Annotated in this window: 21 protein-coding genes; 15 read left to right on the top strand and 6 right to left on the bottom strand. The window is 52.0% G+C overall.

The genetic code is table 11. From position 1 onward, the window contains the following. Nucleotides 1-65 precede the first annotated feature (65 nt). The 11 genes from EFB02_RS08335 (at nucleotide 66) to EFB02_RS08385 (ending at nucleotide 11664) form a co-directional block, all read left to right on the top strand. The gene (locus EFB02_RS08335) at nucleotides 66-1397 is read left to right on the top strand and encodes a PrsW family intramembrane metalloprotease (protein WP_234992811.1); all 1332 of its coding nucleotides are present in this window, start codon (nucleotides 66-68) and stop codon (nucleotides 1395-1397) included. Between the two features lies 1 nt (nucleotide 1398). Continuing rightward, nucleotides 1399-1986, top strand: coding sequence for an NUDIX hydrolase (locus tag EFB02_RS08340; RefSeq protein WP_160115408.1), 588 nt, complete (start codon nucleotides 1399-1401; stop codon nucleotides 1984-1986). Nucleotides 1987-2072: 86 nt separating this feature from the next. Next, complete coding sequence (locus EFB02_RS08345) at nucleotides 2073-2834, top strand: YebC/PmpR family DNA-binding transcriptional regulator (RefSeq protein WP_122821125.1); 762 nt, start codon at nucleotides 2073-2075, stop codon at nucleotides 2832-2834. 10 nt (nucleotides 2835-2844) lie between these two features. Beyond that, complete coding sequence (locus EFB02_RS08350; RefSeq protein ID WP_122821126.1) at nucleotides 2845-3483, top strand: crossover junction endodeoxyribonuclease RuvC; 639 nt, start codon at nucleotides 2845-2847, stop codon at nucleotides 3481-3483. Between the two features lie 41 nt (nucleotides 3484-3524). Further along, nucleotides 3525-4124, top strand: coding sequence for a Holliday junction branch migration protein RuvA (gene ruvA / locus EFB02_RS08355; RefSeq protein ID WP_122821127.1), 600 nt, complete (start codon nucleotides 3525-3527; stop codon nucleotides 4122-4124). A 9-nt stretch (nucleotides 4125-4133) separates the two neighbouring features. Beyond that, nucleotides 4134-5234, top strand: a complete 1101-nt coding sequence (gene ruvB, locus EFB02_RS08360) for a Holliday junction branch migration DNA helicase RuvB (protein WP_122821128.1) — start codon at nucleotides 4134-4136, stop codon at nucleotides 5232-5234. 69 nt (nucleotides 5235-5303) lie between these two features. Further along, nucleotides 5304-5741: a preprotein translocase subunit YajC gene (locus EFB02_RS08365; RefSeq protein WP_122821129.1), complete on the top strand. Its 438-nt coding sequence runs from the start codon at nucleotides 5304-5306 to the stop codon at nucleotides 5739-5741. Between the two features lie 38 nt (nucleotides 5742-5779). Further along, nucleotides 5780-7651 carry a protein translocase subunit SecD gene (secD, locus tag EFB02_RS08370; RefSeq protein ID WP_122821130.1) on the top strand — a complete coding sequence of 624 codons (1872 nt, stop codon included), beginning with the start codon at nucleotides 5780-5782 and terminating at the stop codon, nucleotides 7649-7651. Next, complete coding sequence (secF, locus tag EFB02_RS08375; protein WP_234992805.1) at nucleotides 7648-8736, top strand: protein translocase subunit SecF; 1089 nt, start codon at nucleotides 7648-7650, stop codon at nucleotides 8734-8736. Before secD ends, secF begins: the two co-directional genes overlap by 4 nt. Continuing rightward, a complete protein-coding gene (locus tag EFB02_RS08380; RefSeq protein ID WP_122821131.1) occupies nucleotides 8733-9272 on the top strand; it encodes an adenine phosphoribosyltransferase in 540 nt (179 codons plus the stop codon). Before secF ends, EFB02_RS08380 begins: the two co-directional genes overlap by 4 nt. 85 nt (nucleotides 9273-9357) lie before the next feature. Then, complete coding sequence (locus EFB02_RS08385; RefSeq protein WP_122821132.1) at nucleotides 9358-11664, top strand: RelA/SpoT family protein; 2307 nt, start codon at nucleotides 9358-9360, stop codon at nucleotides 11662-11664. Here EFB02_RS08385 and EFB02_RS08390 read toward each other — a convergent pair. Together EFB02_RS08390 and EFB02_RS08395 are read right to left on the bottom strand one after the other, a co-directional pair. Then, entirely contained in the window at nucleotides 11653-12222 is a 570-nt protein-coding gene (locus EFB02_RS08390; RefSeq protein WP_122821133.1) for a hypothetical protein, read from the bottom strand. The two genes, EFB02_RS08385 and EFB02_RS08390, sit on opposite strands and share 12 nt — an antisense overlap. A gap of 89 nt (nucleotides 12223-12311) precedes the next feature. Then, nucleotides 12312-13067, bottom strand: a complete 756-nt coding sequence (locus tag EFB02_RS08395) for an MBL fold metallo-hydrolase (RefSeq protein ID WP_122821134.1) — start codon at nucleotides 13065-13067, stop codon at nucleotides 12312-12314. A 130-nt stretch (nucleotides 13068-13197) separates the two neighbouring features. On the opposite strand from EFB02_RS08395, the gene EFB02_RS08400 reads away from it, so the two are divergent. After that, nucleotides 13198-14538 carry a DUF349 domain-containing protein gene (locus tag EFB02_RS08400; RefSeq protein ID WP_122821135.1) on the top strand — a complete coding sequence of 447 codons (1341 nt, stop codon included), beginning with the start codon at nucleotides 13198-13200 and terminating at the stop codon, nucleotides 14536-14538. Between the two features lie 33 nt (nucleotides 14539-14571). Then, nucleotides 14572-15951 carry a UTP--glucose-1-phosphate uridylyltransferase gene (locus EFB02_RS08405; RefSeq protein ID WP_122821136.1) on the top strand — a complete coding sequence of 460 codons (1380 nt, stop codon included), beginning with the start codon at nucleotides 14572-14574 and terminating at the stop codon, nucleotides 15949-15951. A 117-nt stretch (nucleotides 15952-16068) separates the two neighbouring features. Here EFB02_RS08405 and EFB02_RS08410 read toward each other — a convergent pair whose 3' ends face one another. Next, the gene (locus EFB02_RS08410) at nucleotides 16069-17934 is read right to left on the bottom strand and encodes a DEAD/DEAH box helicase (protein WP_122821137.1); all 1866 of its coding nucleotides are present in this window, start codon (nucleotides 17932-17934) and stop codon (nucleotides 16069-16071) included. A gap of 167 nt (nucleotides 17935-18101) precedes the next feature. Here EFB02_RS08410 and aspS point away from each other — a divergent pair, with 167 nt between their 5' ends. Then, nucleotides 18102-19886: an aspartate--tRNA ligase gene (aspS, locus tag EFB02_RS08415; RefSeq protein WP_122821138.1), complete on the top strand. Its 1785-nt coding sequence runs from the start codon at nucleotides 18102-18104 to the stop codon at nucleotides 19884-19886. A gap of 79 nt (nucleotides 19887-19965) precedes the next feature. Here aspS and EFB02_RS08420 read toward each other — a convergent pair whose 3' ends face one another. The 3 genes from EFB02_RS08420 to proC all read right to left on the bottom strand — a co-directional run bounded on the left by EFB02_RS08420 (nucleotide 19966) and on the right by proC (nucleotide 22260). Then, nucleotides 19966-20934 carry a bile acid:sodium symporter family protein gene (locus EFB02_RS08420; protein WP_122821139.1) on the bottom strand — a complete coding sequence of 323 codons (969 nt, stop codon included), beginning with the start codon at nucleotides 20932-20934 and terminating at the stop codon, nucleotides 19966-19968. 86 nt (nucleotides 20935-21020) lie between these two features. Continuing rightward, a complete protein-coding gene (locus tag EFB02_RS08425) occupies nucleotides 21021-21347 on the bottom strand; it encodes a YciI family protein (protein WP_122821140.1) in 327 nt (108 codons plus the stop codon). Between the two features lie 97 nt (nucleotides 21348-21444). Next, on the bottom strand, nucleotides 21445-22260 hold the full coding sequence (proC, locus tag EFB02_RS08430; protein ID WP_122821141.1) for a pyrroline-5-carboxylate reductase: 816 nt from the start codon (nucleotides 22258-22260) through the stop codon (nucleotides 21445-21447). 272 nt (nucleotides 22261-22532) lie between these two features. Between proC and ileS the strand changes: the two genes are divergently transcribed. After that, complete coding sequence (ileS, locus tag EFB02_RS08435) at nucleotides 22533-25805, top strand: isoleucine--tRNA ligase (protein ID WP_200831591.1); 3273 nt, start codon at nucleotides 22533-22535, stop codon at nucleotides 25803-25805. Nucleotides 25806-25821 lie beyond the last annotated feature (16 nt).

Raw genomic sequence — 25821 nt, forward strand, 5'->3', positions numbered from 1 at the left:
AAGAAAAAAATTACTTCCCCGGTTAAACTGGAGTCAGCCCAGCAAAGGAGAAATAGGTGAGCCAGATGAATCCGGCATATTCGCCCGCGGAGCTCGCCCAACCTAATCCTGTGCCCAACTTTCAGCAGCTTCCCCAACAACTAGTGCAGGATTACAGTTTTGATGCTCTTAGCTTGCCGGTAGATCCGCTGATCCCGCATCCGGCAATTTCTCAGCGGGTATCTTCGCAGCCACTGCTGGTAGATCCGGGAGCAGAAAAAACTTCGCGCCGTTCCCGGATGAGATCGTTCCCCTGGCTAGAGGTATTGTGTCTGGTAGCAGCGGGGGGCGGTCTTAGCTATTTCGCGCTGTTTATTTCTGCGGAAGAATCAGTTACCACCACGATTGGGGCGGTGATGGCGGCGCTGTTGCCCATGGCGATCGTGGTAATCGTGATGGTTTGGTTAGATCGTTGGGCACCAAAACCGTGGTGGCTGCTGGTAGCGGCCTTTCTTTGGGGAGCGGGGATTGCTTCAGCTTGTGCCTTGGCGTTAAATACTTTTTCTGGGAAAGCACTGCAATCAGTAGATTTTGGCCCCACTCCCTTCCAGTCTTTCGGCGTTTTGGCCACCATAGTGGCTCCTATAGTTGAGGAATCTCTCAAGGGCAGCGGAGTGCTAATCCTGATGTTGGCACGGCGGCGTTCGGTGAAAAGTCCCCTAGACGGGGTGGTGATTGCGGGAATCTTGGCCGCGGGCTTTGCTTTCACGGAAAATGTGCTTTACTTTGCACGTTTTTATGAACAGCTTCCGGTAGTTTTCTTTATGCGGGCGATGCTCGGTCCCTTTGGGCATACCGTCTACACTTCGGTTTTTGGTCTGGCTTTAGGGATGGCGCTTACTCGGGTGGCTTCCCCCAAAATGCGCATCGTGCTTCCAGTTTCCGGACTGATTTCCGCCATTTGCCTACACGCCGCCTGGAACGGACTTGCCACCTATTCTGCCTTGCTTTTCCTGGTATCCTACCTGTTTTTTTGGGGGCCGATGTTCATTACTTGGCTAGCCATTAACCTGGTGGTTTCAGTGCGGCAACGCAATGCGATAGAAAATGGACTCCAAGCTTATATTGCGGCTGGTTGGATTGACGTACGAGAAGCGCAAATGCTGTGTTCTCTTTCCGGGCGGCGACGTGCCCGTAAATCGGCACGCACTATTTCCCCTGCTGCTCGCCGGGCGTTATCAGCTTTCCAACAGGCTTGTACCGTCCTGGCATTGAACTATGTATCCAGTTCTCATCGGGGGTTATCCGCCAGTGTGCAAAAAGAAAACCAGGAGGCGGTTAAGAAGTTACTACAATCCCGAACGGATTTTGCTCGGGCTAGTGCTCCGGTGGGTGCCTATCGAATGGGGCGAGCCTAAATTGAATTCCGGTTTTCAGGTGCCGCGACCGCTCCCGAACCCTTTTCCACCTGCCGGAGAAAATCTACTTGGTTCTGATTGGCTAGTCGATCAAGATGGCTACCCGGGTCGTCACGCTGCCCGCATTATCGCCTTCGATAGATGCCAGCGCATCCTGTTAATCAAAGGTCATGATTTTTCTGATTCCACTCATTGCTGGTGGTTTACTCCCGGAGGAGGTATTAAAGGAGGCGAATCTCCCAAACAGGCGGCTCAGCGTGAGTTTAAAGAGGAAACCGGGATTAGTTTGCCTCTGGAAGAGATGCAGGGGCCGGTGCTTTACCGGGAATCTTTGCTTAAATTTCGTAAACTGTGGGCTATCCAGGCTGAACACTATTTTTTAGTGCGGATGAACGCGGATGCGCCTCGGGTTTTTCCGGCCAAGTGGACGCCCTCGGAAAAGCAGCTTTTAGAGGACATCCGCTGGATTTCCCTTACGGAGCTTGTGAACTTAGCTGAGCGGGAAACTATTTACCCTAACTGCCTGTGGGAATTAGCTCCGCACTGGGCTCAAACTTGGGATGGAAACTGCCGCACCGTCTACGATTAAGGCTATTTAGACGATGAGGGCGCAAAGGCGTTAAAATCGGCTTGTATTTTGAAAACTAATTGCGCGAGCGGAATTAAGGAGAGCGAATGTCGGGTCACTCAAAGTGGGCTACCACCAAACATAAGAAAGCGGCAATCGACGCTAAACGGGGTAAACTTTTTGCCCGTTTGATTAAAAATATAGAGGTAGCAGCCCGTACTGGTGGTGGTGATCCTGCTGGAAATCCCACTCTATTTGACGCGATCCAAAAAGCTAAGAAGAACTCGGTACCGGCCGATAACATTAAGCGGGCGGTTGCACGTGGCTCCGGAGCCGAAGCTGGGGGAGCCGACTGGCAAACCATTTCTTACGAAGGTTACGGTCCTGGCGGGGTCGCAATGCTGGTTGAGTGCCTGACTGATAACAAGAATCGTGCTGCTGCCGATGTGCGGACTGCCTTCAGTAAGAACGGTGGTAACCTTGCTGATCCCGGTTCCGTTTCTTACCTGTTTAACCGGGTGGGAGCGATTGAAGTACCTAAAGCGGAAGGCATAGACGAGGACACCATTTTGATGGCAGTCCTGGACGCAGGGGCCGAGGAAGTAGAAGAGGGCGCAGAGACCTTTACTGTTGTTTGTGACCCCACAAACCTGGTAGAGGTGCGCAAGGCTTTGCAAGAAGCCGGTATTGACTACGATTCGGCTGAGTCTCAGTGGCAGGCTACGACTGCGGCTGAGCTAGATTTAGCTAAGTATCGCCAGGTGATGCGCCTCATTGATGCTCTAGAAGATAGCGATGATGTGCAGGACGTGTTCACTAATCTATCGGTTACCCCCGAGGTGCAACAGCAATACGAGGAAGAAGAATAGGCAAAATTTTTTGCGGATTATAGGAATTGATCCCGGTCTTACCCGCTGCGGAATTGGAGTCGTTGATATGGATTCGCAGCGGCGCGCCCAGCTGGTGCATGTCGAGGTCGCTCGATCTCCGCAAAATATGGCGTCCCATTTTCGCCTCGATAAAATCCGTCGCCGCATTGCAGCCGCTATCGAAGCGCACCAACCAGATGTAATGTCAATCGAGCGGGTGTTCGCTCAAGATAATGTCCAGTCAGTTACCTCCACCATGTGGGTAATGGGAGTGGCAATGACCGAGGCGGCTGCGCATAAACTGCCGCTCGCCATCCATACTCCTTCGGAAGTGAAAGCTGCGGTTACTGGATCCGGGGTAGCTAATAAAGCCCAGGTGCAGCACATGGTGCAACGGATTTTACGGATGGAAAAAGTGGTGCGTCCCGCTGATGCCGCGGATGCATTAGCCATCGCGATTTGTCATGGGTGGCGGCGCGATGGCTTGCAAGGAGCAAGCCGAGATGGAACCGTTAATGTTTCACTTTCGGGCAAGATATCTGCGAGGGGAAATCTTACTAGTGCCCAAAAGGTGTGGGCGCAGGCGCAGGCTACAAGTCGGCGCACCGGAGCGGTAGATCCGCGACTTAGGCGAAATAAGAGCAAGTAGGATAGCCTTTATAACCAGTAGCCAGTTAGCGGAGATTCTATATGATTGCGCATTTATCGGGAACTATCGAGGAAGTAAGACTAGACCGAGCCACTATTGACGTGGCGGGCGTGGGCTATAGTTTTTTCGCTACCCCCGCTACCTTGTCCACCTTGGAAGTCGGCAAAGAAGTCAAGATACTTACTCACCTGGTGGTGCGCGAAGATGCTTGGCTGCTTTTCGGTTTTGCGGGGCGCGATGAACGCGATATTTTCTCCACCCTAATCACCATTTCTGGAATCGGCCCCAAGCTGGCGCTAGCCGCCCTCGCAGTGTTTAGCCCCTATGAGCTACGGGCAGCAGTATCCCAAGGTGACCTGGCGGCGCTTACTCAAATTCCGGGGGTAGGTAAGAAATCGGCGCAACGCATCCTAGTGGAAATCGGGGATAAGCTAGGAGAGCCTGCTGGGGAACAGGCCGAGGCTAGTGGCGGGATCGGCAGCGCCGGACGCGAAGAAGTTTGCCATGCGCTTGAACAGCTAGGGTGGCGAACTCCGCTGGCGCAAAAGGCTGTGAAAGAGGCGGCCGAAGCTAACCCGCAGGCGCAGGTTCCCGAACTTTTGCGTGCAGCCTTACAATTGTTAGGGAAACATCACGCATAGGGGAACGTAGTGGAAGAAACTAACGAGTGGGCGATTAGCTCTCCGGTGGGGCCGGGAGCTGATGAAGTTGAGCGGGCAGCGGAAGCGGCGCTGCGCCCGAAAGACTTAGATTCTTTTGTGGGACAAGAAAAAATTCGCCGCCAACTTAATCTGGTGCTAAAGGCCGCAATCGGGCGAGGTACCACCCCTGACCACGTACTTTTGGCTGGTCCCCCCGGATTGGGTAAAACCACTTTGGCGATGATTATCGCTCATGAAACCGGAACTTCGCTGCGGCTTACCTCTGGCCCGGCGATTCAACATGCTGGGGATTTAGCGGCAATACTTTCTGCCCTGCAAGAGGGGGACGTACTGTTTATTGACGAGATTCACCGTTTAGCTCGCACCGCGGAAGAAATGCTTTACCTGGCGATGGAAGATTTTCGCGTAGACGTGGTGGTAGGAAAAGGCCCGGGTGCAACCTCGATTCCTTTGACCTTGCCCCCATTTACCGTAGTGGGGGCAACCACCCGCTCAGGATTACTACCTGCACCTTTGCGGGATCGCTTTGGCTTTACCGCGCATTTGGATTATTACAGTCCCCAGGAATTGCGCCAAGTCTTAACTCGTTCCGCCCGACTGATGGAAGCGGAATTGGATCCGCAGGCAGCGGCGGAAATGGCGGCGCGCTCACGGGGAACTCCCCGCATTGCTAACCGGTTGCTACGCAGGGTTATCGACTATGCGCAGGTGCACGGGAATGGGAATCTTTCATTAGAAGCTGCCAAAGCCGCTCTTGACCTGTTTGAAGTTGATCCGGCGGGATTGGATCGACTGGATCGCTCAGTTTTACAGGCGCTATGTGAGCGGTTTGCTGGCGGGCCGGTAGGTCTGACCACTTTGGCAGTATCGGTGGGGGAGGAACCAGAAACGGTAGAAACTGTTTCGGAACCTTATCTGGTGCGTCAGGGGTTTATTGCCCGCACTCCTCGAGGGCGAATTGCCACTCCTAATGCTTTCGCGCATTTGGGGTTAAAGCCGCCATTTGCTGACGGTGAAGCCTCCCTGTTTGAGTTAAGCGACGGCGAATCAGGGGCTACTGGTCACAAAAGCGGCCAAATACGGGCGTGAAAGATGCAACAGACGTGCTTTAACGCTTAGAATCATTAAGGTTAAGAATTTTAGATTGGAAGGTTGATAATGGGTAGTGGGTTACTTTTGGCGGTTATCGCTGCGTTTCTAGTGATGATGCTTTTTTCTTCACGCAACGCCAAGAAGCGGCAGGCGGAGCAGCGCGATAAGCTAGCCAAAGAGATGGTGCCCGGAGCTTGGGTAATGACTACCTCTGGTTTTTACGGTCGCTATGTTGAAACCGATGGCGATGTAATCGTGCTAGAGACTTCGGACGGAACCGAGACGCTGTGGACTACTCGAGCAATCGTCAGCGTAGGTAACCCTCCGTTTGCCCCCGATACGGAATCTGCCGGTGACAGCACCACAGATCACGTAGGTGCAAACGGGGAAGATAACCAGCCCACAGAAGATCTAAAAGAAGACGCTAAAGGGGATGAAAATCCTGCTGGGGAAACAGAGGATTCTGCCTCTGAAGACAGCGATTCGGGCGAAAAGAACAACTAAGCGAAGAAAAATCACCGTAGATAACGGAAAGAACAACATTGGCGAAGAAAAAATATCACGCCGGACGTACACTGGCGGTTTTCCTGGTACTTGTACTGGCTCTTGCTGGAACCTTACTGGTAGGGGTGCTCACTAAGAAAGCAAAGCCTACCCCCTCTTTGGCTTTGGATTTGGAAGGCGGTACGCAGCTGATTCTTACTCCGAAAGGTAACGCAGCTTCGGGGGCGAAACGTGCGGTTACTGCGGAAGATATAACGCAGGCAATCGAGGTAATTCGTCAGCGTATCGATGCCTCGGGGGTATCAGAGGCCGAGATTACCTCCCAGGGAAACTCCAATATTCTAGTTGCATTGCCAGGTAACCCCTCGAAAGAAACTTTGGACTTGGTACGTCAGTCAGCCGAGTTGTATTTCCGTTCGGTACTGCGCTCTGCTCCAGGAGTTCCGCAATCGCTGATGGTACAGCAGGCGGAGCAGCAAAAATCGGGGAAGAAAGCATCTCCAAAGACGAATATCGACCCGCAGGCGTTCGCTAAGCAGATGGCTGATTTGAATCATGACGGCAAGATCAGCGATCAGCCGCTCAGCCAACCGCAAGATAACTCGGATGATGCTTGGATAACCGAAAAAGTTCTCGAGGAGTTCTACGCAAAAGATTGTCAGCAAAAGAGCTCCCGGGAAGGTGGCTCCTCGGGTGATGTCAAGAAACCCTTGGTGGCCTGTTCTAATGAAGGGCACGAAAAATACATTCTTTCTCCGGCGGAAGTCTCTGGGGCACGGATTTCTTCCGCAGAATCCGGGATGGGAACCGGCGCATCTGGACAATCCACGGGACAGTGGGTTGTCAACCTGGCTTTTGATAAACAGGGTGCCACTCAGTTTGGAAACACCACTACCCGGCTCTTCAAATTCCGGGATAAACCGGTCGCGGGTGAAAATGGTTTACCTCCGGGGCAGAAGAATGATAAAAACCGCTTCGCGATTGTACTCGATGGGCTGGTGGTATCGGCTCCGGGAGTAAACAATGCAATCACTAATGGTAAGGCCGAAATCTCTGGCTCATTTACTCGTTCTTCCTCTACCGCTTTGGCTAACCAGTTAAAGTTTGGCTCTCTACCGCTTAACTTCGATGTACAATCCGAGCAACAAGTATCGGCAACATTAGGCGCTGACCAGTTACGATATGGCGTTATTGCCGGTATTATCGGGTTGATTTTGGTAGTGTTCTACCTGATTTGGCAATACCGCGGACTAGCAGTCGTGGCAGTGGGCTCCCTGGTGAGTGCCGGGGTAATCCTGTATCTGGTATTGACTTTACTTTCCTGGTCGATGGGTTACCGCCTCTCGCTAGCCGGCATTGCGGGCGTGATTGTCTCTATCGGGACTACCGCAGACTCCTTCATTATCTACTTCGAGAGGATTCGCGATGAGGTTCGTGATGGGAAAGCTCTCGCTAGTGCAGTGAGCGTAGGTTGGGATCGGGCAAAACGCACTATCGTTACCTCGGACTTGGTAAATGTACTGGCTGCCTGTGTTCTTTACTTCCTAGCGGTGGGCGGGGTGCAAGGTTTTGCTTTCACCCTAGGGGTCACCACTTTGATCGACCTGGCATTGATCTTCATCTTCACCCACCCAATGATGGTCTGGCTGCTGCGCTTTAAGTTCTTCGGCGAAGGACATAAGCTTTCCGGTCTAGATCCAGAGCATCTGGGGGCGCAACGTGGAACCTATCGGTATGTAGGTGCTGGTAAGGTGCGGAAAATTCGCTCTGTGTACAAAACTGCTTCCCAGGGAACCGCGGAACAGGCGGGGGATGACCACCTGGAGGCAAAATCAGATTCCAGCGAGGATGATGCTGTTTCAGAAGCGCTGGCGTCAGTATCTGGGACGGATCAGGAGGATGAAAAGTGAGTTTCGCTAGTTGGGGCAATGCCCTTTATTCCGGTCGCAAGTCCTATAAGTTCATTGATAACCGCAAGTACTTATTGATGGCTGGCGCCACGTTAATGTTGATTTCGGTATTAGCCATGTCAGTACTGGGATTAGAACGTTCGATTGACTTCAAGGGCGGAACAGAATTCACGATTTCTTCCGTCACCGGACGCGATCAGGCACCTGCCCGCAAGATCGTAAACACCAATCCTAAACTGAAAGGTTCTTCGGTCAACTCGGTGGGAGCCTCCTCGGTACGCGTACAATCGGTTTCCCTGGATACTAATGCGAAACGTCAGGTAGTCACGCAATTGGCAAAAGCCTATAACTTACCAGAGGCGAAAGTTGCGGCGACCACTATTGGCCCGTCTTGGGGTGCAGATGTGACTTTCAAAGCGCTACAGTCACTGGTGATTTTCTTCATTCTAGTGGCGCTGATGTTGTGGGCATATTTTAAAACCTGGACGATGGCATTTTCGGCATTGTTCGCGCTTTGCCATGACGTGCTAATAACCGGCCTAGTTTTGGCGCTGACTCGGGTAGAGATTTCTCCGGCGACTATTATTGGGGTACTCACTATCTTGGGGTACTCCCTCTATGACACGGTGGTGGTCTTTGACAAGGTGCGCGAACTCTCGGTTGATTTCGAACAACAAACTCGCTCAACCTACGGCGAGATTGTTAACCTGGCGATTAACCAGACCCTGGTGCGCTCAATTAACACCTCGGTAGTGGCTCTTTTGCCGGTTACCTCGATTTTGCTGATTTCCTGGATAACTCTGGGCGGCGGCACCTTGCGAGATATCTCGCTAGCGCTATTCGTGGGTATGATTGCGGGTACTCTATCCTCGATTTTGATTGCGCCCTCAATGCTGATGCTGTTGCGTTCTCGTACCGCAAAGATTTCAAGTCACACCCAAAAAGTTATGGAGCGCCGCGCGGGAGGTAGTGACCAAGTAGCGGGGAAGACCCCGGAGCTGTCCCGGGTTGCACAACCCCTTAAATCTGGACATCACCAGGGACAACAGGCACAACCTAAACGGACTCCTAGGAGCAAGCGATGATAAATCCTAAACTTGCACCGCTCGGGAAAATTATTCGCGATAACCTGCGCGACGTACCGGATTTTCCCCAAAGTGGGGTACTATTCCGGGATATTTCCCCGTTACTGGCTAATGGGAAAGCTTTTTCCCAGTTGGTGAAGGGTTTGGCTGACTTTTATCGGGATCGAGTTGATTTGGTTGCCGGTCTAGAGTCTCGCGGTTTTCTGATTGCAGCTCCGGTAGCGGTTGAACTGGGACTGGGCACCTTGATGATCCGTAAAGCCGGGAAACTTCCCGGTCCGGTAATTGGAATTGACTACGGGCTTGAGTACGGGAAATCCCGGATGGAACTACAGCCGGATTCGATTGCCAAGGGCGCGCGGGTTTTGGTACTGGACGACGTGTTAGCTACCGGGGGTACTGTCAATGCTTCGGCAGCGTTAATTAAACGCGCGGGCGCCATAGTGGAATCAGTGTGTGTCCTTATGGAATTACAAGAACTAGATGGGCGCGCTCATATTGGCGACATCGAGTGTGAAGCTTTGACTGAGATCTAACCTATTTGAGTACCGTTAGTTAGGGCTAATGCTATTTCTAGCTGGAAACTTGGGGAAATGATTGGTGGATCACTAAACTAGAGTCATGAGTTCTATCACTCCCGATGAGGGCACTAATGCGGTTCCGTCCTCCCGGGTGCGTGCGTCCTTAGCCTGGTTAACGGGGCGTTCTAAGAATATTGATCCCCATATTCAGGCTCTGGTACGGGCGCTTAGAGCTAATCACCCTAAAGCGGATATTTCGCTGATTGAGCGTGCATATCAGACTGCCTCGCGCTGCCATGAGGGTCAGTTTCGCAAATCTGGGGAGCCCTATATTACCCACCCGGTAGCGGTGGCCACTATCCTGGCGGAAATTGGGATGACCAGCACTACCTTAGCGGCGGCACTACTCCATGACACGGTGGAAGACACTGACTATACCCTCGAACAGCTGACTGCAGATTTCGGGGAAGAAATCGCGCTACTGGTAGATGGGGTAACTAAACTGGATAAAGTTACCTATGGGCAGGCAGCTCAGTCTGAGACCGTACGCAAAATGATTATCTCCATGTCCCGGGATATTCGGGTGTTGGTAATAAAACTTGGAGACCGCCTTCATAATGCTCGTACCTGGAAATATGTTTCCCCTAAATCGGCGCAAAATAAGGCACGCGAAACCCTGGAAATTTTTGCCCCTCTAGCGCATCGCTTAGGGATGAATACTATTAAGTGGGAACTTGAAGATCTAGCTTTTAAAACTCTTTACCCGGATTTGTATGAGGAAATCGATAACTTAGTGCATGAACGAGCTCCGGAGCGCGAAAAATACCTGCGGGAAGTTATCGATATAATTAAAGAAGATTTACGGGTAAATAAGATTGCCGGAGAAGTTACCGGACGTCCGAAACATCACTACTCGATATACCAAAAGATGATTGTACGAGGGCGCGATTTTGATGATATTTATGACCTGGTTGGGGTGCGGGTACTGGTAGAAAGTGTTCGGGACTGTTATGCGGTTCTGGGAGAAATGCATGCGCGTTGGAATCCGATTCCCGGGCGTTTCAAGGATTATATTGCAATGCCCAAATTCAACCTTTACCAGTCTCTACATACTACGGTGGTTGGGCCGGGTGGTAAACCGGTAGAAATCCAGATTCGTACCCGCGAAATGCACCGCCGTGCCGAGTATGGTATCGCTGCTCACTGGCGCTATAAGGAAGACCCTAATGCGAAATCTGCCGGTGACAATAAAACCGTATTGGCGGATAGTGACGAAATGGGTTGGTTGCGCCAACTGGTGGATTGGCAAAAAGAAACCAAGGATCCCGGCGAATTTTTAGATTCGCTGCGCTATGAGATGTCGGGTTCCCGGGTATATGTGTTTACCCCGGCAGGCGAAGTTAAAGATCTCCCGGCGGGATCCACTCCAGTTGATTTTGCCTATGCGGTTCATACCGAGGTTGGTAACCGTACGGTGGGAGCCAAAGTTGGCGGCAAACTGGTTCCTTTAGATACGCAACTGGAAAATGGGGACAGCGTAGAGGTATTAACTTCCCGCTCCCCTAATTCGGGGCCTTCCCGCGATTGGCTAAAGTTTGTAGCGAGTCCCCGGGCTCGTAACAAGATTAAGGCCTGGTTCTCGAAAGAACGACGCGAAGAAGCGATAGAGGCTGGGCAAGACCTGATTTCTAGCTTTATGCGTAAACAGAACCTACCATTGCAGCGGCTAATGAGCCATGACACCATGACGGCCTTAGCTTCCGGGATGGGTTATACCGATATTTCTGCTCTCTACGCGGCAGTGGGATCTCATCATGTTTCTGCTGCCAATGTCGTAGACAAGCTAATGGAAAGCGCCGGGGGAGAGGACGGAGCTGAAGAAACTCTATCCGAAGCGGTACTTCCTGAGCAGGTTGAATCCCGTCCATTCGGCGGAAGCGAAGGTACCGGTATTCAGGTGGAAGGGATGAAGCAAGGGGAAATCTGGACGAAGATTGCCCGCTGTTGCAACCCCCTCCCCGGAGATAAAATTGTAGGTTTCGTTACTCGTGGACACGGGGTTTCTGTGCATCGCCCGGAGTGTTCTAACGCCCAAAACTTAATGTCGCATCCCGAGCGGGTGGTGCAAGTTTCGTGGGCAGCACATCCCACCGCTAAATTCCAGGTAGAAATCGAGATTCAGGCGCTAGACCGCGAGGGCTTGATTAACGATGTTACCAAGGTGCTTTCTGATTACCGCGCCAATATTTTGGCTGCCTCTATGAACACTTCCTCGGATCGAGTTGCCAGTTCCCGCTACACTTTTGAGGTAGCAGATTCTCGTTATTTACACACCATTTTGAGCGATATACGCAAGGTTCCGGGAGTGTTTTCGGCTAATCGCACCACACGTACTTTACGAAAATAAGCGGTTAGCCAAAGTAAGGAGGTGATTCGGGTTCCAACTTTCACTTCCGGGAAGGTTAGGGTGGTCTTTACAAAAGTGCAGGGTCGCCCAGGGACTAAGCAGCTTAACTTTTCCTATACTTAGGAAGTCCGTCTGGTTAACTCCCTCTGTTTTTTCGTTAGAGGAAATGGCAAGGTGGTTACTTTCCCGCTTGGATCCCAGAGCTTTGATTCCCTGTTCGGTTAACATGCGTCTAGCGGAAATATCGAGGTGAATCCAAAAGCGGGAATCTGCTGCGCGCAGAGGGCGGCGTGCGCTCGCTATATACAGGGTTTCGGGAGGGATTGTCTGCCCTGCCCACACCCAAGCGGCGGAATTCCCGGTTAAGAAACAACCCTTGGGTACGAGGGGAGATAGGAAGAGGGCGCGGCCATAGATTGAGGATAAGGTTACTGGCTCGGCAATTAACTCGGCGTTAGTGTCCCGCCAACAGGTAAAGCGGTTTACGCGAGTGAGGGTGGAACGCGCTGAACCGTGCAAAATTTGGTTTTCTAGGGCGTCGACCAGTATTGTCTCCATTCCCTAAGCCTGCAGCTCACAGGAGACAGAGGAAAAACCAAAAAAATCCCGCAAGGAAAATTGGTAACTGCTTGAACTGTGGAAAACGATTATCCCTGATAGCGTGCTTGGGCTAAGAAGGGGTTATGGGCTTTTTCCAACCCAAATACTGTAGCCGGGCCGTGTCCGGGAAGTAGTAGAGTGTCGGGGTTAATTACATTTTGCAAGGTTCGTAAAGTGTGCAGCATCTGTTGGGAATCGCCACCGGGAAGATCAGTGCGGCCAACCGAGCCCGCGAAGATTACATCTCCCGACAAAGCCAGGTGTTGAACAGTATCTTTTCCTTGTCCAGATTCGATCAGCCACTGATCCCAAATCGTTTGCGCCTCTGCTGCCTGATTTCCGTCGAGCTTTTCTGCTTCAAAAAGAAACAGGGTAGAACCCTCGGTATGTCCTGGAGCGGGTACTGCTCGCATAAAAATTCCGGGCGCGATTTCTAAGCCTTCACTGGTAGCTTTACTCGGTAACTCTTGCAGGTTTTCCGGTTCCTTCCAGGGGGTAAGAGATAGTTCATGTTCCGCACGTTCGCGAGGATCCAGCTTATTAGGGTGAAAACGGTATTCATCAGGGGCAGGAATATAGACTGGAGCCTTTCCTGCTACTGCGTGTGCATCCCAGATATGGTCAGCGTGACCGTGGGTACAAAGCACCGCCGCTACTGTCACTTCTAAGCGTGATAGCTCCTGTTCTATTTGCTCCAATGCTCCGTGGCCGGGATCTACTATCAGCGCCTGGGTACTGCCTTCAGCTAAAAGCAGATAGGGATTTTCCGAATAAAAAGGGGCATAAAACTTTTCAATCCTCATAAATCCATCTTAAAGTATGTGCGCCCTTGGTGCTTTAGGTGCTCTAGTGCATAATATGGTTAGGGAGCAACCAGCTCCGCGCGCAAGCGGCTAAACCTAGCCGCCCTCGACTGATTTAAGGAAAAAATTAGTGACTGAACAGCCTGATATCGCTCCGAAGCCCAAAGCCGTGCCGACCCCGGGGAAGATTCACCTACCTCGGGAAAATAAATCGGTAACGCCGATAAAAACCCCTGACTTTTCCGCAGCGCTGCCCTTCGGGCGTGTTGACGATGAAGGGCGCGTGTGGGTTAAGGACGGAGAAGAAGAACGCCAGATTGGACAGTTCCCCGCAGAGATACCCGCCAATCCGTTAAATATTTATGTGCGGCGTTACCTGGATTTAGCTGCCCAAATATCGTTGTTTGCCGAGCGGCTACCTAAACTTGCTGAGCGTGAAATAGATCAGACTATGAAGTCCTTGCGTGAGCAGGTCAGCCAGCCGGCAGCGGTGGGTGACCTTCCGGCTCTACGCGATAAAGTTGCTCAGCTACAAGAAAAAGCAGATAAACGCAAAGAAGAGGCAGCGACGCAGCGGGCAGAAGCGAAAGAAGAGTCCCGTAAGAACCGTGAAAGAGTAGTAACTAGAGCCGAGGAAATCGCCGGACAAGACTCTGCTCGCACCCAGTGGAAACAATCTGGGCAAGAACTACGAGATTTGTTAGATGAGTGGAAACGGCTGCAACAGGCCGGGCCGCGGATTGAACGCGCAATTGAAGATGAACTGTGGAAGCGTTTCGCGGCGGCTCGTTCAGCTTTTGACAAGAAACGGCGGGTTTTCTTTAACGAACTAGACGCTGCCCAAGCCCAGGCCAAAGCGGTAAAAGAAAAACTCATTACCGAGGCCGAAGCGCTTTCTAGCTCTACTAATTGGGGGGAAACTTCCCGCGCGTACCGCGAATTGATGCAGCGCTGGAAGGACGCTGGCAGGGCTTCGCGCCGCGAGGATGACGCCCTCTGGCAGCGTTTCCATCGCGCGCAGCAAAAATTCTTCGATGCTCGTAACGCTGAAAACGAAGCGGTGAGCGCCCTCGAAACTGAGAATCTGCAGAAAAAAGAAGCCATTTTGGTAAAAGCGGAGGCTCTTAAAGAGCTCACTGATGTGGAAGAACTAAAAGCGAAGTTGCGTCCGCTGCAAGAAAAATGGGACGAGATTGGGCATGTGCCCCGCGCGGATATTGATCGTGTGGAGCGGCGGATGCGAGCGGTAGAGGATCATTTGCGCGGTCTGGAAGAAGAAATTTGGCGTAAATCCAATCCTGAAACTAAGGCACGCGCCGAAGGTATGGCCGGGCAATTGGTAGCGCTGATTGAACAGATCAAGGCAGAGATTACCCAGGCTGAAGCGGATGGGGAAACCCAAAAAGCAGCGGAACTGAAAGAGTCGTTAAAAGCCCGTGAGGCTTGGCTAAAACAAGTAGAGTCCATTTAAAAGCTGTTAACGTTAACCAAAAAGAGGTTTGTGATGAGCGAAACCGGGCTATCCCAGGCAATTAAAAAAATGGAGGATGCCGGGGTTAGCTCGGCGGCTATCTCTGTTTTTTCCCACTATTATCGGGTTCTAGAGGGGGAACACACCGGTTTCATCCCCGAGGAAACGATTTCTCCGTTAACCAGTGTGGATCGCTTGGAAGCTAATCAGGTTAGCCCCCAGCAGGCGCAGGCGGCATTAGCTAAAACCGTCATGATCAAGCTCAATGGGGGTCTGGGAACCTCAATGGGGATGGATAAGGCCAAGTCTTTGTTGCCGGTGCGGCAAGGATTGACTTTCCTAGATATTATTTGCCGACAAGTGATGGCGGCACGCAAAGAATTTGGGGTTAGCTTACCGCTGATTTTTATGAATTCTTTCCGTACCCAAGCAGATACTTTGGCGGCTTTGCAACGTTATCCGGGGATTGCAGTTGCCGGTTTGCCCCTGGACTTTCTCCAAAATCAAGAACCGAAGCTTAGAGCTGATGATTTAACTCCGGTTTCTTGGGAAAAAGATCCTTCTTTGGAATGGTGCCCGCCCGGTCATGGAGATATCTATACCGCCCTATATGGGTCGGGTCTATTAGATAAATTAATCGATGCTGGCTACCGCTATGCGATGACTTCTAATTCCGATAATTTAGGCGCCACTCCGAATTCCCAGATTGCTGGCTGGTTTGCAGCTAGTGGTGCCCCTTATGCGGCTGAGCTTTGCGTGCGTACCATTAACGATCGCAAAGGTGGACATCTAGCGATCCGCAAGGAAGATGGACAATTGATTTTGCGTGATACTGCCCAGACTCCACCGGAACAAATGGATTACTTTACCGATGAGCATCGCCACCCCTTCTTCCATACCAATAACCTCTGGTTTGATCTGGTGAAACTGCGGGATACTTTGGTAGAGCGTAACGCGGTATTGGGATTGCCTCTAATCGCTAACCACAAGACGGTTGACCCCGCAGACTCGCAAAGCCCGGCGGTGATTCAAATGGAAACCGCAATGGGAGCAGCTATTGCCTCATTTAAGGGTGCAACTGCCATTTTGGTACCGCGGAGTCGCTTCTTGCCAGTCAAAACCACTAATGAACTGTCTCTGGTTCGTTCTGATATTTATGATCTGGGAGATGACTATCACCTACGTAAGGTCAACGACCAAGAAGTGGAAGTGGATTTGGATTCCCGTTTCTTTAAAAAGATCGCCGATTTTGAGGCACGTTTCCCACAGGGGGTTCCCTCTTTGCGGGAAGCTAAGTCTTTTAAAGTTACCGGCCCCTTCACCTTCGGTAAAGACGTAAAGGTACAGGGGCGGGTTAGCTTGGAAACTGCGGAAGAAAAACAGGTGGCCGCGGGCAGCTGTATGGCCGGCTAAAATAGGGAATCCCTGGTTTCATGCTTTTGGGAGTTGGCATCGAAACCTGAGGTAATGCTAAAAACTCCCTAGAAGGTTGTGCCTGTTAACTGGCAGGGCTCCGGGAAGGCGATTCTTCTAACCGCGGCGTTTACCCTTAAAGTCGCGTTTTTTGCCGGTCTTTTTGCCCGGACCTTCGTCCTCCCTAATCCGCAAAGTACGTCCCGAAACTCTAGCCTTAGCGATTTTACGAATGGTTTCTGGGGAGAGCGGGCGTGCCAGCTCCACTAGCGAGAAACTCTGCAGAATATCGATATGTCCTACGTCGCCACCTTTGAGGCCGCCTTCTCCGGTGATTGCTCCAACTATAGCGCCCGGTTTAACCCGATCTCGGCGCCCTACCTCAATCCGGTACCGTCGAGCAGAAGGAGAAGAGAAGTGGCGGCGAGCCGCCCCCTTGGCGCGTGTTCCCTTCTTTGAAGTACCCTCGCGCCCCTCCTCGAAACTGGCAGAAATGAAACGTCCAAGTTCATCAACTTTTTCTTCCCGCCGGACTCGGAAATCAAGTTGCCGTTTCTCTGGGCCGAAATCACCGCTTGCTAATGCCAGTAACGAGGCAGCGGCGTCCCCAATATCTATCCCTTCGGAAACCACCAGGTCTTGGATAGCGTCATAATAAACATCCATTTCTCCCTTTTCTAAACGGGATTGGACACGCTTAGCCATCCGACCTGCCCGTGCCTGCGCCACCTGGGCGGGGGAGGGAATGAACACTTCGGTCATTTTCTGGCCAGTGAGCTTTTCGATTACGCCCTTACGAGGACGCTCTCGGGGAGTAAAGAAAGTTAGCGAGGTACCTTCACGTCCGGCTCTGCCGGTGCGCCCAATGCGGTGTACATAGGCTTCGGCTTCCCGTGGGACATCGTAATTTACTACTAACCCAATACGTTCCACATCGAGGCCGCGGGCAGCCACATCGGTAGCTACCAGGACATCCAGACCGCCATCGCGCAGGCGGGCTACGATCCGTTCTCGTTCTGCCTGTGGTACATCGCCGCTGATAGCCGCAGCTAAGAACCCAGCCTTTTGTAATTCCGACCCCAGCTGTTCGGCATCGATACGGGTACGAACAAACACAATCGCGGCCGAAGCTTCGCTAAGCGCCAGCACCCTAACCAAAGCCTCAGATTTAAACTTGAAGGGTACCACTGCATAGGTCTGATTAACGGTCTCAACCGTGGAGGATTGAGGGGCAATCGAGATTTCTACCGGATCACTTAAGTGACGCTCCGCAATTCGTTTAATCGCTGGGGGCATAGTCGCGGAAAAAAGGGCACGAATAGCTTCCGGGTTGGCGCCGCTAGCAATTTGGTCTACGTCCTCGGAAAAACCCATTCGCAGCATCTCGTCTGCTTCGTCTAGAACAAAGAATTTGAGCGCAGATAAATCTAATTCCCCACGTTCCATCAAATCCATAATTCGTCCGGGAGTGCCAACCACGATTTGAGCTCCGTCCCGCAAGGCTGAAATCTGCGGTCCGTATGAAGCTCCCCCGTAAACTGCCACTATTTTTAGTGTCATTCCCTGGGAAAACTCAGTTAACGCGGTAGCGGATTGGGCAGCAAGTTCCCTGGTAGGAGCCAATATTAAGGCTTGTACTTGTCCAGTTTCTTCACACGCGGAAAGAATGGGCAATCCGAAAGCGGCAGTTTTGCCAGTTCCGGTTTGTGCGATTCCCACTACATCGCGCCCAGCCATCAAAGGAGGAATGCCTTGCCGTTGAATCGGGGTGGGTTCAGTAAACCCCATTTCCTCTAGGGTCTGTAAAATAATTTCCGGCAAGCCAAGGTCGGAAAAGAAAGTTGTTTCCTTCTCTAAGGGTTGTTCGTTGGTGGCATCTGTTTCGGCACTCTCGAAGCTGCCTTCCACGAAAAGTTCCTCGGTTTCAAAGGGGGAATTGGTTTCAAAAGAGGACGCACTTGCCCCCGCGGCTATTTCACTCATTAATTTTTTGCCTGTCTGCTTAATAACTATTCGCTCTAACGCTACCGGAGGTAGCAGCAAAGTTAGCAAATAAGAACCAGTGAAACACGACACCAACGCCGGCGGAAAATGCTAGCGATTCTCGGGGACGCTAAACTATTAACAGTTAGATTAGGAAAGGAACAGCATTGCTCAGAACGCATGACGCGGGAACTCTTAACCGCGACCTGGTGGGACAAACAGTAGAACTAGCGGGTTGGCTTGATCGCCGCCGCGATCACGGGGGCGTTTGCTTCATTGATTTGCGGGATGCCTCCGGGGTGGCTCAGGTAGTTATCCATGACGAAAAAATCGCCCATGAACTGCGCAGTGAATATGTTCTGCGCATCAAAGGTAAGGTTCATCCGCGTCCGGAAGGTAACGAGAATCCAGAACTACCTACCGGTGAAATAGAGGTTTACGCCGATGAGGTAGAGGTACTGAACCCGGCGGCTGCACTACCTTTCCAAGTTTCTGTCCATGCCGAAGATTCCGGGAAAGTTGGCGAGGATGCGCGTCTGAAATACCGCTATCTGGATTTGCGTCGCCCCGAGATGCAAAACCGTCTGCGTCTACGCTCGAAGGTATCCAAGGTCACTCGCGATACTTTAGATTCTCTAGGCTTCGTAGAGATTGAAACCCCGACTTTAACCCGGTCAACTCCGGAGGGGGCACGGGACTTCTTGGTGCCGGCTCGCCTGAACCCGGGTTCTTGGTATGCCTTGCCGCAGTCGCCACAGCTTTTCAAGCAGCTGCTGATGGTCGCGGGAATGGAACGCTACTACCAGATTGCCCGCTGCTACCGGGACGAGGACTTCCGTGCTGATCGTCAGCCCGAGTTCACTCAGCTGGACATCGAGATGAGCTTTGTGCGGCAAGAGGATGTTATCGAGGTAGCCGAACAGGTACTGACTAATATTTTCAAGCTGATCGATGTAAATATCGAAACCCCAATTCCCCATATGACCTACGCCGATGCCATGGCGCGTTTTGGTACTGATAAACCAGATTTACGTTTCGGTCTGGAATTAACAGATTTGACTGAATATTTTAAAAACACCCCCTTTAGGGTGTTCGCCAGTGCAGACTATGTGGGAGCAGTGGTGATGCCGGGAGGCGCTTCTCAGCCGCGGCGGACTTTCGATAAGTGGCAAGATTGGGCGCGTTCGCGTGGCGGCAAGGGCTTGGCCTACGTCAAGGTTGAAGATGACGGTAGTCTCTCTGGACCAGTAGCCAAGAATCTCACGGATTCCGAGCGTGAGGGACTAGCCGCGGTGACCGGCGCTAAGCCGGGGGATTGTATTTTCTTTGGTGCCGGCAAGACTGATGAAGCTCGTGCCTTGTTGGGTGCCGCTCGCCTAGAAATCGGTGCCCGTTGTAACCTGCTCGACCCGAACGAATGGAAATTCGTCTGGGTAGTTGACGCGCCGCTGTTTAAGCCCTCGGCGGCTGCCAAGGCGGAAGGGGACGTGGCGCTGGGAGCTTCTGCTTGGACAGCGGTACACCACGCCTTTACTTCTCCTAAACCCGAATGGCTTGACCATTTCGAGGAAGACCCGGGTAATGCACTGGCCTACGCTTACGATATTGTGCTGAACGGTAATGAAATTGGGGGCGGTTCTATCCGTATCCACCGCCGTGACGTACAAGAACGTATTTTCAAGGTGATGGGATTGTCTCCGGAAGAAGCCCAAGAAAAGTTTGGGTTCTTACTGAATGCCTTTAAATATGGTGCTCCGCCACACGGTGGGATCGCTTTCGGTTGGGATCGGATTGTATCTTTGATGACCCACGCGGATTCGATTCGCGACGTTATCGCCTTCCCCAAGTCCGGGGGTGGCTACGATCCATTAACCGATGCTCCGGCTCCGATCACGCCCGAGCAGCGTAAAGAAAGTGGCGTTGACTTCGTTCCAGAGGACGAAGAAGACTAAGCTTGTTCAAAACTTAACTTGCCGCCCCTACCTTGGTAGGGGCGGCTTGGTTTATATCCTCCTCGCCTTGTCGTTTAGGTTAGGCAGGTTTCGTAGCTAGGCGGCGCGCCAATATCGCGCATACCAATAACTGGAATTGGTGAAACACAATCACCGGGATAGTTACGGCCGCTACGGTAGCGGGCGGGAAAATAATGGCCGCCATTGGCAACCCGGTGGCCAGGGATTTCTTGGACCCGCACATCAGCAGCACAATCCGGTCGCGCCGCGCTAGCGATACCCAGCGTCCCAAGTTCCAGGTGAGGGTGAGCATAATGACCAGCACCACCATGCATTGCAGCAGCAGCAATCCCACTTGGTGGGCGGAGATTTGTTGCCAGAGCCCACCGGCAGTGGCACCACAAACTGACGAGGCCACAATCGCCAAGATAGTGCCGTTATCGGTGGCTTTGGTAAGGCTACGGTGCGCATTTAGCCACTTGCCGATAAAACGGTGAACGAGTTGTCCGAGTATAAAGGGAAGGAGTAGTTGCAGCAAGACATTTACCACCCGCGAAGCCTCAACCCCACTGGCTCTGCCCATCACTGCGAACACTAGGGCGGGGGTGAGGATAATCCCCGCGATATTAGAGATACTGGCAGAGCAAACCGCGCCCGCGATATTCCCTCCGGCAATCGAAGTAAAAGTTACCGAGGACTGAACGGTGGAGGGCAGCAGGGTTAGATACAGGGTACCGAGGGCGAAAACCGGTCCCAGCAGCTTCAGGTCTAATGGGTGCATCACTATCCCAAGTAGGGGGAAGAGTATGAAGGTCGAAATCGCGACTGCTCCCTGCAGGCGCCAGTTTTTTATACCTTCCCAGATTTCTTGAGTAGAGAGTCGCGCCCCGTAAAGAAAAAACAACAATATGATTAGGGCATTACCTAGATATCCCAGGGACTTAACCACCTGCGCGGGTACAGGGATTAAGATGCCGAGCACCAAAATTAACAGTATGGAAAGAATAAAGGGATCTAAAAGACTATGTAATCGCTGTTTTCCGCTCACTGAACCAAGATACCTGGATGGGTAGTAACTGGTCTAAACCGGTTCGGAACGGTTCGATATATCGTGAATGGTAATAGCTAGCTGCTTTAGCAGTCGGCGAAAGTACCGACAGCAGGCGACCATTCTTTCACCGTCATTGCCTTAACGATTCCGGCTTTCGCATAGGGATCATCCTTGAGGATTTGTTTGGCTTCCTCGCTGTCGCGAGCCAACATAATTGTCAAGGAGCCCCGCGTATCCCCGGCGGCGGTACGGCCGGTAGATAGTACGATTCCTAGGCTATTTAGACGATGCATGAAGGTACGATGGTCGGCACGAAACTCTTTTTTACGCTCCACCAGTTCGGGATCATAGTCGTAAAGAACTATATAAAGACACATTCCTTGGTTGTCTTCGTGTCCGGGAGTAGCCATCTTTACCTCCTGTTTTGCACTATGCTAGCTGAGACTGACTCTCAAAAAGCTAACCGTTTCTATCCTAACGCAGGTTTTGGCGTAACGCGCGAATATTTTACGATGTCGATAATTCCTGGTCTCGGGCTACTGCCGCGTTAACGGCAGCGCGGGTAGCCACGGAAAACCCAGCATCTTCCATCGCTAACAGACCAGCTACGGTGGTGCCGGCGGGGGAGCAAACCTGATCTACTAACGCTTGAGGGTTTAAACCTTGGGGCAGATTGTGGAGGACGTTAAGTGCGGAACCGGCAACCGCCTGCGCCACTATCTGGGTGGCTTGGGTTTTCGTGAATCCGTGTGCAACGCCTGCCTGAGCGAGAGCATCTATGAAACGATAAATCCATGCTGGAGAGCATCCGGCGAGGGCAGCAAAGGCCGCGAATTTTTCTTCCGGTACCAACGCGGTTTTTCCAATGGCATCAAACATTTCCTGCACTTCGCCTAGTGCTTTTTCGCTAACGTATTGGTTGGCGGCAATCCCAGATATTGACTGGTTAATTTGGGCGTTCACATTCGGCATTACCCGCACTATCGGGGTTTTTGCAGGTAAATGTGCCGCAATGTCTGCTAGGGATTTTCCGGCAGCTACCGAAACTACTATGGGTTTTGCGGCGAGAGCGTCCCCTAAATCATCGAGCAGAGGTGTGAGCATATGGGGTTTTACCCCAAGTAGTAGGTAATTCGCCTCCCTCGCTACGGTAGCGGCATTTGGGGCTACAGAAAGCGGAAACTGTTCCTCGAGGGCGCGCATTCGTGAGCGGGTACGGTTAAAAACTAAAATATCTTCAGTTTGCAGTTGCCCGGAAGAAAGGAGGCCGCGCACAATCGCGCCTCCCATGGAACCCACGCCGATTACCCCGAGCTTGACCATGTTTCCTCCCCAGAAAGTGATTTTTGCCAACTGTGTTTATCTTAGCGCGGACAAAATTTCGAGAAAAAGCGAAACGGGTTATGCTGTTGGGAAGTGGCGTTGATCCGGCTATCACCGAGGAGCCTCTGGAAGAACCCTCTACTAGAGGTAGTAGAACCAGACGGGTAAGCCCGTAACAGCAGTTAATGAGGCCCAAGTTTTGGGTGAAGCGGGGTGGTACCGCGGGGCTGGAAGGCCTTCGTCCCAGCACTGGCAGTAACGGCTCTAAATAGGTGAGGTTAAACGTGGGCTACTATCCGCGGCATAAAGATGGCGATGTTTCCGCCAATCCGTCTTTTCCCGAACTAGAGGAACAGACCCTGAAATATTGGAAGCAGAACGATACTTTCCGCAAGTCGATTGCCCAAAGAGAAGCGGGAGACGCGGGTTCTAACGAGTTCGTGTTTTATGATGGCCCTCCCTTTGCTAATGGTCTGCCCCACTATGGGCATTTGCTGACCGGTTATGTAAAAGACGTGGTGGGGCGCTACCAAACCATGCAAGGTCACCGGGTGGAACGGCGTTTTGGTTGGGATACTCACGGTCTGCCGGCAGAGCTGGAAGCCGAACGTATCTTGGAGATTGATGACAAATCCCAGATTGAAGGTCCGGGTGGTATCGGGATTGAAAAATTCAATCAGACCTGCCGGGAATCGGTGCTGCGCTACACCAAAGAGTGGGAAGAATATGTTACCCGCCAGGCGCGCTGGGTGGATTTTGATAACGATTACAAGACGCTTGACGTTAACTATATGGAGTCGGTTATTTGGGCGTTTAAGCAGCTCTACGATAAGGGATTGGCCTATGAAGGTTTTCGGGTATTGCCCTACTGCTGGAACGACCAGACTCCACTTTCTAATCATGAACTGAAAATGGATGACGATATTTATCAAGATCGTCAAGACAATACCGTAACCGTGGGGCTACGCCTGGAAACCGGGGAACTAGCGTTGGTATGGACCACCACCCCCTGGACGCTGCCTTCTAACCTAGCGATTGCGGTTGGCCCCGAGATTAATTATGTAACCGTTCAGGTAGACCCAGATTTAGAATCTCCAGTAGCGGGGGAGAAGGTTATTATCGCGCGCGACCTTTTGCCTGCCTACGCTAAAGAGTTGGGTGAAGACCCACAGATCTTGGCGGAATACCCGGGTTCAGAGCTGGTAGGACGCTCCTACGAGCCGATTTTTGACTACTATAAAGATCAGCTGGGTGAGGGTGAAACCCCGGGTGCTAAGGCCTACCACGTACTGGCGGCGGACTTCGTAACCACCACTGATGGTACCGGGCTGGTACACCAGGCTCCCTACGGCGAGGACGATATGATCCTGTTAACCGCCAATGGGATTAACGCGGTCACTCCGATAGATGAGGCTGGTCTATTCACGGCGGAGGTTCCTGACTACCAGGGTGTACAGATTTTTGATGCCAATAAGCAGATTATTCGTGACTTCCGGCTAGGTAACGAGGACGACCAAGGTCCCCTGGCACGTACCCCGAAAGAAAAACGGGCAGTGTTGGTGCGTCAGCAGTCTTATGTACACTCTTATCCGCACTGTTGGCGTTGCCGCAAGCCGCTAATTTACAAGCCGGTTTCTTCTTGGTTTGTGAAAGTAACCGAATTCCGTGAGCGTATGGTGGAACTAAACCAGCAAATCAGCTGGGTACCAGACCATATTAAAGATGGACAGTTCGGTAAATGGCTAGAAGGCGCCCGCGACTGGTCTATTTCGCGTAACCGTTTTTGGGGTAGCCCCATACCGGTGTGGAAATCTGATGACCCCAATTATCCGCGGGTAGATGTTTATGGTTCCCTGGCAGAACTGGAAGCAGACTTCGGGGTAGAGGTTAAAGATTTACACCGGCCGTTTATTGACACTTTGGTACGTCCTAACCCGGATGATCCCACCGGTAAATCGATGATGCGACGCATTCCCGATGTATTAGATTGCTGGTTCGATTCTGGTTCTATGCCTTATGCGCAGGTACACTATCCCTTTGAAAATCAGCAATGGTTCGAGGATCACTATCCCGGCGATTTCATCGTGGAATATATCGGGCAAACCCGCGGTTGGTTCTATCTGCTGCACGTGCTGGCCACGGCGCTATTTGATCGTCCCGCTTTTACCTCCTGTGTTTCCCATGGGATTGTGCTCGGCGATGATGGTCGTAAAATGTCCAAGTCGCTGCGTAACTATCCGGACGTTAACGAAGTGTTCGACACCTACGGTTCGGATGCGATGCGTTGGTTCCTGATGTCCTCTCCGGTGGTACGGGGTGGAAACCTGGTGGTTAAAGGCGAGGGGATTCGAGATACGGTTCGCCACGTGATTTTGCCGCTATGGAACATTTATTACTTCTTTGCTCTATACGCTGGTTCTTGCAATAAAGGTACCGGCTACCAGGCGAAATCCTTAGATTTAGCGGATCCAAAGACACTCGAGCAACTGGGAGTTATGGATCGGTATCTGCTTGCCCGTACTCGCAACTTGGCTCTAAAAGTCAAGGAGCTCTTGGATAGCTACGATATTCCCGGGGCTTGCGAGGCAGTGAGTGAACATCTGGACTTGATGACTAACTGGTACGTACGTACTTCTCGGGATCGTTTCTGGGAAGAAGAAGCTACAGCTTACGACACTCTCTACACTTGCCTAGAGGTACTGATGCGAGTCATGGCGCCGTTAGCTCCGCTAGTGACCGAGGAAATTTGGCGGGGCTTGACCGGGGGTGAATCGGTACATCTTTGTGATTACCCGGTGGTTCCGGACACGGTTGATGATCCGGCATTAGTGGCGGCTATGGACATGGTGCGAGAGGTAGTATCGGCTGCCCACTCACTGCGCAAGACCCACAGTTTGCGGGTACGTCAGCCGCTGAAGTCGCTTACCATTGTGCACGACGAAGCCCAAAAACTGGCGGATTTCTCGGAATTGATTGCCGGGGAAGTGAACGTGAAACAGGTGGTATTGCAGGCCTCTAGCGAGTCGGGTCTGCAGTTGCAGCGACAACTGAAGCTGAATCCGAAAGCGTTTGATCCGCAGGTTCGTAAAGCCACCTCGCAACTGTTTAAGGCACAAAAGACCGGTCAGTGGCAGGAAGAGGGTGAAACTGTAGTTTTCCCGGACGTGCTACTTGCCGGACAGCCAGTTACCTTAAGTGGCGAGCAGTTCTCGCTTTCGACAACGGTGGAGGTTGAGGAAGGGCAGGTGGCCACAGTTCTAGGTGATGGAGCGGTAGTAGTCCTTGATACCGAAATTACCCCGGAGCTAGAGGCTGAAGGCTATGCCCGCGACTTGGTGCGTTCCATCCAAGATGAACGAAAAGCTCAAGATCTGCATGTTTCTGACCGTATTGAGTTGGTGCTGGAGGTTCCTAGCGAACGAGTAGTCGGCGTACAGAAACATGCCCAGATGATCGCCCGAGAAGTGCTGGCAACAGCATTTAAAGTTGAATCCGCGAACGCAGATGAGGTGAAAATCAACATCACTGCGGTGCATCCGGTATAGGTAATATGCCGGCCCA

The organism is Varibaculum vaginae (assembly GCF_900604285.1).
GTDB lineage: Bacteria > Actinomycetota > Actinomycetes > Actinomycetales > Actinomycetaceae > Varibaculum > Varibaculum vaginae.

What these genes read in the sequence shown, in the direction of transcription:
- EFB02_RS08335 (WP_234992811.1), top strand. Translation starts at nt 66, where the DNA reads ATGAATCCGGCATATTCGCCCGCGGAGCTCGCCCAACCTAATCCTGTG.
- EFB02_RS08345 (WP_122821125.1), top strand. Translation starts at nt 2,073, where the DNA reads ATGTCGGGTCACTCAAAGTGGGCTACCACCAAACATAAGAAAGCGGCA.
- ruvA (WP_122821127.1), top strand. Translation starts at nt 3,525, where the DNA reads ATGATTGCGCATTTATCGGGAACTATCGAGGAAGTAAGACTAGACCGA.
- EFB02_RS08365 (WP_122821129.1), top strand. Translation starts at nt 5,304, where the DNA reads ATGGGTAGTGGGTTACTTTTGGCGGTTATCGCTGCGTTTCTAGTGATG.
- EFB02_RS08380 (WP_122821131.1), top strand. Translation starts at nt 8,733, where the DNA reads ATGATAAATCCTAAACTTGCACCGCTCGGGAAAATTATTCGCGATAAC.
- EFB02_RS08385 (WP_122821132.1), top strand. Translation starts at nt 9,358, where the DNA reads ATGAGTTCTATCACTCCCGATGAGGGCACTAATGCGGTTCCGTCCTCC.
- EFB02_RS08390 (WP_122821133.1), bottom strand. Translation starts at nt 12,222, where the DNA reads ATGGAGACAATACTGGTCGACGCCCTAGAAAACCAAATTTTGCACGGT.
- EFB02_RS08395 (WP_122821134.1), bottom strand. Translation starts at nt 13,067, where the DNA reads ATGAGGATTGAAAAGTTTTATGCCCCTTTTTATTCGGAAAATCCCTAT.
- EFB02_RS08405 (WP_122821136.1), top strand. Translation starts at nt 14,572, where the DNA reads ATGAGCGAAACCGGGCTATCCCAGGCAATTAAAAAAATGGAGGATGCC.
- EFB02_RS08410 (WP_122821137.1), bottom strand. Translation starts at nt 17,934, where the DNA reads ATGAGTGAAATAGCCGCGGGGGCAAGTGCGTCCTCTTTTGAAACCAAT.
- EFB02_RS08425 (WP_122821140.1), bottom strand. Translation starts at nt 21,347, where the DNA reads ATGGCTACTCCCGGACACGAAGACAACCAAGGAATGTGTCTTTATATA.
- proC (WP_122821141.1), bottom strand. Translation starts at nt 22,260, where the DNA reads ATGGTCAAGCTCGGGGTAATCGGCGTGGGTTCCATGGGAGGCGCGATT.